8 protein-coding genes are annotated in these 7,154 nt (G+C 66.2%); 6 read left to right on the forward strand and 2 right to left on the reverse strand.

Annotated elements, in window-relative coordinates:
• Nucleotides 1-9 precede the first annotated feature (9 nt).
• The 6 genes from CV103_RS20065 to CV103_RS20090 all read left to right on the forward strand — a co-directional run bounded on the left by CV103_RS20065 (nucleotide 10) and on the right by CV103_RS20090 (nucleotide 6,134).
• Nucleotides 10-1,160, forward strand: a protein-coding gene (locus CV103_RS20065) for an IS3 family transposase (protein WP_425443920.1) whose coding sequence is annotated in 2 segments (ribosomal slippage) — nucleotides 10-262 and nucleotides 262-1,160 — 1,152 coding nt in all. Because the reading frame shifts where the segments join, the coding sequence is not laid out codon by codon here.
• A 158-nt stretch (nucleotides 1,161-1,318) separates the two neighbouring features.
• Complete coding sequence (locus CV103_RS20070) at nucleotides 1,319-1,732, forward strand: DNA -binding domain-containing protein (RefSeq protein WP_170112682.1); 414 nt, start codon at nucleotides 1,319-1,321, stop codon at nucleotides 1,730-1,732.
• Nucleotides 1,733-2,305: 573 nt separating this feature from the next.
• Nucleotides 2,306-3,274, forward strand: a complete 969-nt coding sequence (locus CV103_RS20075) for an ArdC family protein (protein WP_107395968.1) — start codon at nucleotides 2,306-2,308, stop codon at nucleotides 3,272-3,274.
• Nucleotides 3,271-3,693, forward strand: coding sequence for a DUF2958 domain-containing protein (locus CV103_RS20080; RefSeq protein WP_107395969.1), 423 nt, complete (start codon nucleotides 3,271-3,273; stop codon nucleotides 3,691-3,693). Before CV103_RS20075 ends, CV103_RS20080 begins: the two co-directional genes overlap by 4 nt.
• 85 nt (nucleotides 3,694-3,778) lie before the next feature.
• Entirely contained in the window at nucleotides 3,779-5,587 is a 1,809-nt protein-coding gene (locus CV103_RS20085) for a ParB/RepB/Spo0J family partition protein (RefSeq protein WP_107395970.1), read from the forward strand.
• A 106-nt stretch (nucleotides 5,588-5,693) separates the two neighbouring features.
• On the forward strand, nucleotides 5,694-6,134 hold the full coding sequence (locus CV103_RS20090) for a hypothetical protein (protein ID WP_107395971.1): 441 nt from the start codon (nucleotides 5,694-5,696) through the stop codon (nucleotides 6,132-6,134).
• A 58-nt stretch (nucleotides 6,135-6,192) separates the two neighbouring features.
• Here CV103_RS20090 and CV103_RS20095 read toward each other — a convergent pair whose 3' ends face one another.
• Entirely contained in the window at nucleotides 6,193-6,405 is a 213-nt protein-coding gene (locus CV103_RS20095; RefSeq protein WP_107395972.1) for a hypothetical protein, read from the reverse strand.
• Nucleotides 6,406-6,482: 77 nt separating this feature from the next.
• Complete coding sequence (locus CV103_RS20100; protein ID WP_170112683.1) at nucleotides 6,483-6,890, reverse strand: thermonuclease family protein; 408 nt, start codon at nucleotides 6,888-6,890, stop codon at nucleotides 6,483-6,485.
• Nucleotides 6,891-7,154 lie beyond the last annotated feature (264 nt).

Below are 7,154 nucleotides of genomic sequence, written 5' to 3' on the forward strand. Positions count from 1 at the left end.
TCGGACGGAATGAAGCGGAGCAGGTTCAGCGAGGAGCAGATCATTGCGATCTTGAAGGAGCAGGAGGCTGGTGTGCCGACGGCAGATGTCTGCCGTCGGCACGGGGTCAGCAGTGCGACCTTCTACAAGTGGAAGGCCAAGTTCGGCGGTCTTGAGGTGTCCGAGGCCAAGCGCCTGCGGCAGCTCGAGGATGAGAACAGCAAGCTGAAGAAGCTGCTGGCCGAAGCCATGCTGGACAATGCGATGCTCAAGGAGATCACATCAAAAAAATGGTAGCGCCCGCCGCCAGACGGGAAGCGGTGGCTCACCTTGAGCGGGTGTTCGAGGTGAGCCAGCGGCGGGCGTGTGATGTGCTGGGTGTAGACCGGACGATGGTGCGGTATCGCAGTCGGCGCGGCGATGACGGTGCGATCCGGGAGCGGATGCGGGGCCTCGCGGCTGAGCGCCGCCGGTTCGGCTACCGCCGTCTGCACTGGCTGCTGGGACGTGAGGGCGTTCGTATCAATCATAAGAAGTTCCGACGGCTGTACCGCGAGGAGCGTCTGCAGGTGCGGCGCCGCGGCGGCCGCAAACGGGCGCTGGGCACACGGGCGCCCATGGCCATCCCGCAGGGCTGCAACCAGCGCTGGTCGCTGGACTTCGTGTCCGATGCATTCGCCTGTGGGCGTCGGTTCCGGATCTTCGCCGTGGTTGACGACTTCACTCGCGAGTGTGTCCGGCTCATCGCAGACACCTCGATTTCAGGCCTGCGGGTCGCCCGGGAGCTGGACTGGGCGATTGCCGAACGGTCCCGCCCAGCGCTGATCGTCAGCGATAACGGCACTGAACTGACCAGCATGGCGATCCTGCGCTGGTCCAAGGAGCGCGAGGTCGAATGGCACTACATCGCACCGGGCAAGCCACAGCAGAACGGGTTCATCGAGAGCTTCAATGCTCGCCTGCGGGACGAGTGCCTGAACGAGACGATCTTCACCAGCCTGGCCCAGGCCCGTTCGGTGCTGGCCGCCTGGCGGCACGACTACAATCACTATCGGCCCCACTCGAGCCTGGGAAACCTGACCCCGGCCGAGATGGCCACCAAATCAGTCGGCAAACCGGGTTGGGGGTTAACCCCCAACCCGGTTGTCATCACGCCCAAGCATGGGCATCAATCGGGCTAGCGGCTCTACTCATAGGTGGAGGATAATCGGGGCTCAGACCAGACTGCTCGGTTGTACTACCGATTTGGTCGGCGGCGTTCGATCCGCAAGTCATCACCGTGCGAGCGTTCCCGCCCTCGCGAGATGGGGGGTATATCCGTGATCTAGCTAACGAAGCTGTGCGGATTGTTGATGATGAGGCGGGAGAACACCTCTGGATCAATCGCGGCGGCAATCTGATCCGGCTCGATCTGATCGAGGGAAGGGTTTCAGCGGGCCCGGCAAGCCTGCACTTCGATTTGCCCGACGATTGTCATCTGGAGTTGAGATTGACGGTGATCCGTTCGCTCGTGACGGCGCGCCCAGCCCCAGGTCGTAATACACGGCTGGCCGGCAGACTCCGAGCGCTTCAAGCCGCTGATGCACGCGCGGCAGGCGCCAGCCTCAGGGACATCGCGGACGCGTTGTTTGGGCCTGGACATTGGCCGGGCGACGGCGAGCATCGAAAATCACTCGTGCGGCGCCTCGTAGCGACCGGCAAGCAAATGGTTCGCTCTGGACCTCGCGCTGTCTTGATCGAGAAATCCGGCTGAGATCGGAAGAATCTTGATTGAGATAAACCCTTGATTCTCACTTAGAGGGCGGGGCTGACGAGCAGCCATCGATCAATAATCTAAGAAACTTGAACCTATCTGTAGACACCCGGGCGTCTGGCCGCAGTGAAACGGAAATTGCGCGTCCGGGAACTGCGATCGGACATTCTGCCTTGCCAGTCACGGACACGCGCCGATCATTTGGCCGATTGGCTCGCCTCGCACCGCAGTGCGACCGCGCTCTGCTTCGACCGCCTGAGGGCGGTCTCCGCCGAGCCCCGTTGCCGGGTCTCGGCCTCCCGGTGACGATCGCTGGCGTGGCTGTGGACGCCGCGCCGGCGGGCGCGGCGGCTTTGCTTGTGGCCTCTCCCGGTCAGGCGGGTGCGGGCGGCGCTCCCGGCTAGGCCCGTCGCGGCCAGCGGCAACCCCTCCGCTGCGCTTTGGGGTGCTTCACTTCGTTCCGCCCTGCGGTGCCGCCGGCCACTGGAGCCGGGCCTCTTGGTCGCGTCTCGCCGCCCACCCCCGCCTTCCGGGGAGGCCATGCGCTTTTTGGGGTGGCGTGGAGGACCGATCATGTCGAGACAATCGAGCCGCAGCGCCCGCCGCGAGGGTGCCGAACCGAACCGCAACGAAGGTCGCGCGAACCTCTATGATGAGGTTACCGCCCGGATCGTCGGCGAGCTAGAGGCCGGGCGCTTCCCTTGGGTGCAGCCTTGGGGGCGGACGGGCGGGACCGGCCCCGGATTGCCGCGCAATGCGCTGACCGCGCGCAATTATTCGGGCGTGAATGTCCTGATCCTGTGGGGCGCGGTTATCGAGCATGGCTGGTCCTCGCAAAGCTGGCTGACCTTCCGGCAGGCACAGGAGGCGGGCGGCTGCGTCCGCAAGGGCGAGCATGGCGTGACCGTAGTCTATGCCGACCGCTTCACCCCCGAGGCCGAGAAGGAGCGCGCCGCGCGCGAGGGCGGCGATCCCAAGGCGGTGCCGTTCCTGAAACGCTTCATCGTGTTCAACGTCGCGCAGTGCGAAGGCTTGCGGGTCGGGTTGGCGTCCGATCCCGCGCTGCTTCCCGAGCGCGAGATCGTGCCGGTTGCCGAGGAGATGATTGCCGCATCGGGCGTGGATTTCCGCATCGGCGGCGACCGCGCCTTCTATGTCCCGAGCGAGGATTTCGTGCAGGTGCCGCCGCAGCCCGCCTTCTACGAGCAGATCAACTATTACCGGACCTGCCTTCACGAACTGACCCACGCCACCGGACACCCTACACGGCTGGCGCGCGACCTCCGCAACGCCTTCGGCAGCAAGGACTACGCCCGCGAAGAACTGGTCGCCGAGATGGGATCGGCGTTCCTCTGCGCCGCGCTCGGCATCGTCCCGACCGTCCGCCACGCTGACTATCTGGCATCGTGGCTGGAGGTGATGCGCGAGGACAATCGCGCGATCTTCCGCGCGGCGAGCGCCGCCAGTAAGGCCGCCGAGTGGCTGCTTGCGCGCCACCGCGCGGTGCAGGACGCCAGCGCCGAGGGGAGGCTGGCGGCATGATCCTCCTGACCCCTGAGCTTCGCTTCGCGCTACGCGCGAACGAAATCAACCGCCACGCTGCCGCGATGGGCGGACGGGCCGAACCCGACCCGGTGCCGGTTGCCAAATTCTTCAACCCGCTTGGCGCGGCGACTTGGCTGGCGACCGAGCTTTACGACGATGGCGACACGCTGTTCGGCCTCGCTGACCTCGGCTTCGGCTGTCCCGAGCTTGGCGTGTTCAGCCTGTCCGAAATGGCCGGCGTTCACCTGCCGTTCGGCATGGGGATCGAACGCGACCTGTCGTTCGAGAGCATCCACCCGATTTCGACATGGACCGAATGGGCGCGCCGCGCCGGATCGATCTTGTGGGCCGAAACCCTTTTGCGCCGTGCCGCCCGAGGCGGTGACGGTCCTGAGCTTCCGCCCTCTGGCGGATGACGCGCGGCGCGTTTTCGCCGCTTTCGTAAGCCGGTCCGCCGTCCGGGAAAGAAAGACGGACCGGCACTCACATGGAGTGCGTAAGATGAAACTCGACTTTATCGACCTTGGCAAGCTGTCCGTCAGCAAGGCCAACATGCGCTATGCCAAGAAGGCCCCGGACGTGTCCGACATCCTTCCCACCGTGCGCAAGCGGGGGGTTCTCGTGCCCCTGATCGTCCGGCCCAGTTGCAGTCCCGACGCCTTCGAGATCGTCGCGGGCGCGCGGCGCTACACCGCCGCCAAGCTCATCGCCGACGAAAAGGGCGAGGCCGAGCCGCTGCCCTGCGCCATCCTTGAGGATGGCGACGACGCCGACGCCATCGAGGCGTCGATGATCGAGAACATGGCACGGCTCGACGCCGACGAGGTGACCCAATGGGAAAATTTCGTCCGGCTGGCGAAGGAAGGCCGCAGCATCGAGGACATTTCGGCGACCTTCGGGCTTCCCGATTTGATGGTCCGGCGCGTGTTGGCGCTCGGCAATCTCTTGCCGCGCATCCGCGACCTCTATCGCAAGGAGAAGATCGATGCTGCGACCGTCCGGCATCTGACCCTCGCAAGCAAGAGCCAGCAACGCGCATGGCTGGCGCTGTTCGACGACCCCGGCGCCTATGTTCCCACCGGGCGACAATTGAAAGCGTGGCTGTTCGGTGGGCAGGAGATCAGCACCGACAAGGCGTTGTTCGCACTGGACGCCTACAAAGGCCAGATCATCGGCGACCTGTTCGGCAAGGAACAGTTCTTTGCCGACAGCGACGCCTTCTGGACCGCGCAGAACGTCGTGATCGCGGCGCGCAGCGAGGACTATCTGGAGGCCGGATGGTCCGACGTGGTGGTCGTTCCGCCCGACACCTATTTCCACGTCTACGAGTTGACCAAGGCCCCGAAGCGCAAGGGCGGGCGCGTCTATATCGACGTGCGCGCCAGCGGCGAGGTGACCTTCCACGAGGGTTATCTGACCGCCAAGGAGGCGAAGCGGCTCGAACGGGGCGCAACGCCGGACACCGGCATCAAGACCGCCCGGCCCGAGGTGACGAGCACAATGCAGACCTATATCGACCTGCACCGCCATGCCGCCGTGCGCGCCGCGTTGACCGGCCATCCCAAGGTCGCGCTCCGCTTGATGGTGGCGCACGCCATCGTCGGATCGCATCTGTGGAGCGTGAAGCCCGAACCGCAGACCGCGCGCGGCGACGAGGTGCGCGAGAGCGTCGAGACCTGCCGTGGCGAGGCCGATTTCGACGAGAAGCGTCGGGCGGTGCTGGCGCTGCTCGGCTTCTCTGCCGACGAGCCGACCGTGACCGGCGGCAATGGTGACGATTATGGTCTGGCGGGCGTGTTCCTTCGTCTGCTCGACCTGCCCGACCGCGCGGTGATGGACGTTATCGTGATCGTCATCGGCGAGACGATGGCCGCAGGCAGCGCCGCCGTCGAGGCGGTCGGCATGACGATTGGCATCGATATGGCCCGCTACTGGCAAGCGGACGATGCGTTCTTCGAGCTTCTCCGCGACAAGGAGGTGCTGACCCGGATCGTCGCGGAGGTCGCGGGCGAAACCGTCGCCGCCGCCAATACCAAGGAGAAGGGCAAGACCTTGAAGCGGATCGTCGCCGACCATCTGGCGGGCGGGAACGGGCGCGCCAAGGTCGAGAACTGGGTGCCGCGTTGGATGGCTTTCCCGCCGTCCGCCTACACCACGCGCGGCGGCGTGGGAACGATCAAGGCCCATGCCAAGGTCGAGGCCGCGCGCCGAACCGACGACGAGCCGGACCCCGCAGCGCCGGGCGCAGTGCTGGCGCTCCCCGCGCCGGACCACGCGCCCAAGCGTGAGCCGGTGCCGCTCGCGGCGTGACCACCGACGGGCGGCGGCACGTCCGCCGCCCGTTTCTTCCCCCAATTTCGGCCGCGCCGCTCGGCCAATGGCCTCGCGGCGCGGCATCTTTTCAAGGAGATTTGTCATGGCCGACCGCGTTTCGGCATCCATCACCATCGGCGGCAATCTGCCCGCCAATCTGCTGCTCGACCTGGCCCGCGTCATCAACGCCGAAGGACTGTCGACCGATTGGGATGGATCGGACTTCACGATAACCGAGCTTCCCGACCGGCAACCCCTTACCCTGATGGCGCATGAAGTCGCGTGGGGCCGGTTCGAGGGACTGGAGGCATTCTGCATCGAGAACGGCTTGCCGTTCACGCGGTGGTCCGGGGCCTATCCCGGCCAATGGGGCGCAGAGCGCACCGTGTTCACCGGCAGCGGCGAGCCGCAATGCTACGCCGCCGACGAGGACGATTATGTCCTCATGGGTCGCTGCACCGCCGAGCGGCTCGGCAGCTTCGCGGCGATCGTCGCGCACTTCGATGCCGCCGATTTCGCGGTGCCGCCCTTCGTTATCGGCTGAAAATTCGCGCCGCGTGGCCTCCGCCTTTGGGCGTCGGCCACGCGGCGAGCGATCCCGCTCAGAGGTCGTCGGCCTCGCCGAGGGCGGCCTCGATCATCGCGCGCCACGCCGCAATATCGGCCCCTGCCGGCGCTGAAGGGCGAATAGCGTCGAACATCGCGCGTGCCTGTGGGACGTAGCTCCGCCACATCGGCGCGCCCTCGAACTTGATGTTCTCGGCATGGCCGTCGAATTTGCAGAGCGCGCGGGCAGCCCGTTCGATCGTCTTCATCGATTGGAACCTGTCGGCGCAGGAGGCGGCCTCAACATACCCTTCGGCGATGACCGATCAACCCGGCTTCAGGGCATCTATCCGCACCAGCTCGGCTTCGGCCGACCGCGCGGCCACCAGGCTGCGACCCCGATCCGCACGAGCTCGGTGCCGAGGTCATGGCCGTCGAGAAAAACCTCAGCGACGGTCCGGCTGTAGCTGCGACCGACGCGGCGGAAGGTCACGTCGCGCCCCGCGAGCAGCGTCGTGGCGCGGTCCTTCGCGCGCAATCCCAGCGTTACCTCGCCTGCGCATCTGGCCTGGTCGCGGTGCGTCTCCGGCGCGTCGATCCCCGCGATCCTGATCCGCTCCCCGCTTTCCAGCCGGAACGTGTCGCCGTCCGTCACCCAAGCCACGCGGCCCGAGCCGTCATCGCCGGCCGCGCCGGCGATCGGCGTTGCCGATGTCGCGGCGGCGAGGGCGAGGATCGAAAGAACGCGAAGCATGGAGGGGATTATCGCCGTGCAGCAAGCCAATTGTCGAGGCTGGACCGCATCTGCTGTGAACCTCCCGCATATCGACTGCCGCCCTGAACGGACCTCTCTCGCGGCGGGTCTGGCGGGGTCCGCCGGTCCCGCAACGGCGTCGCCGACCTTCTTCCCCGGCGCATGCGCGCCTTCCTCGCGAGGCATGTGTGGACACCCCTTCGGTCAAGGCCTGATTTGATTCTGATGAACTCCGGCAGAGTGCTCACATGTGTCCGGCCTTGA

It is taken from the genome of Edaphosphingomonas fennica, from assembly GCF_003034225.1.
In the GTDB taxonomy this organism is placed as follows: Bacteria; Pseudomonadota; Alphaproteobacteria; order Sphingomonadales; family Sphingomonadaceae; genus Sphingomonas_E; species Sphingomonas_E fennica.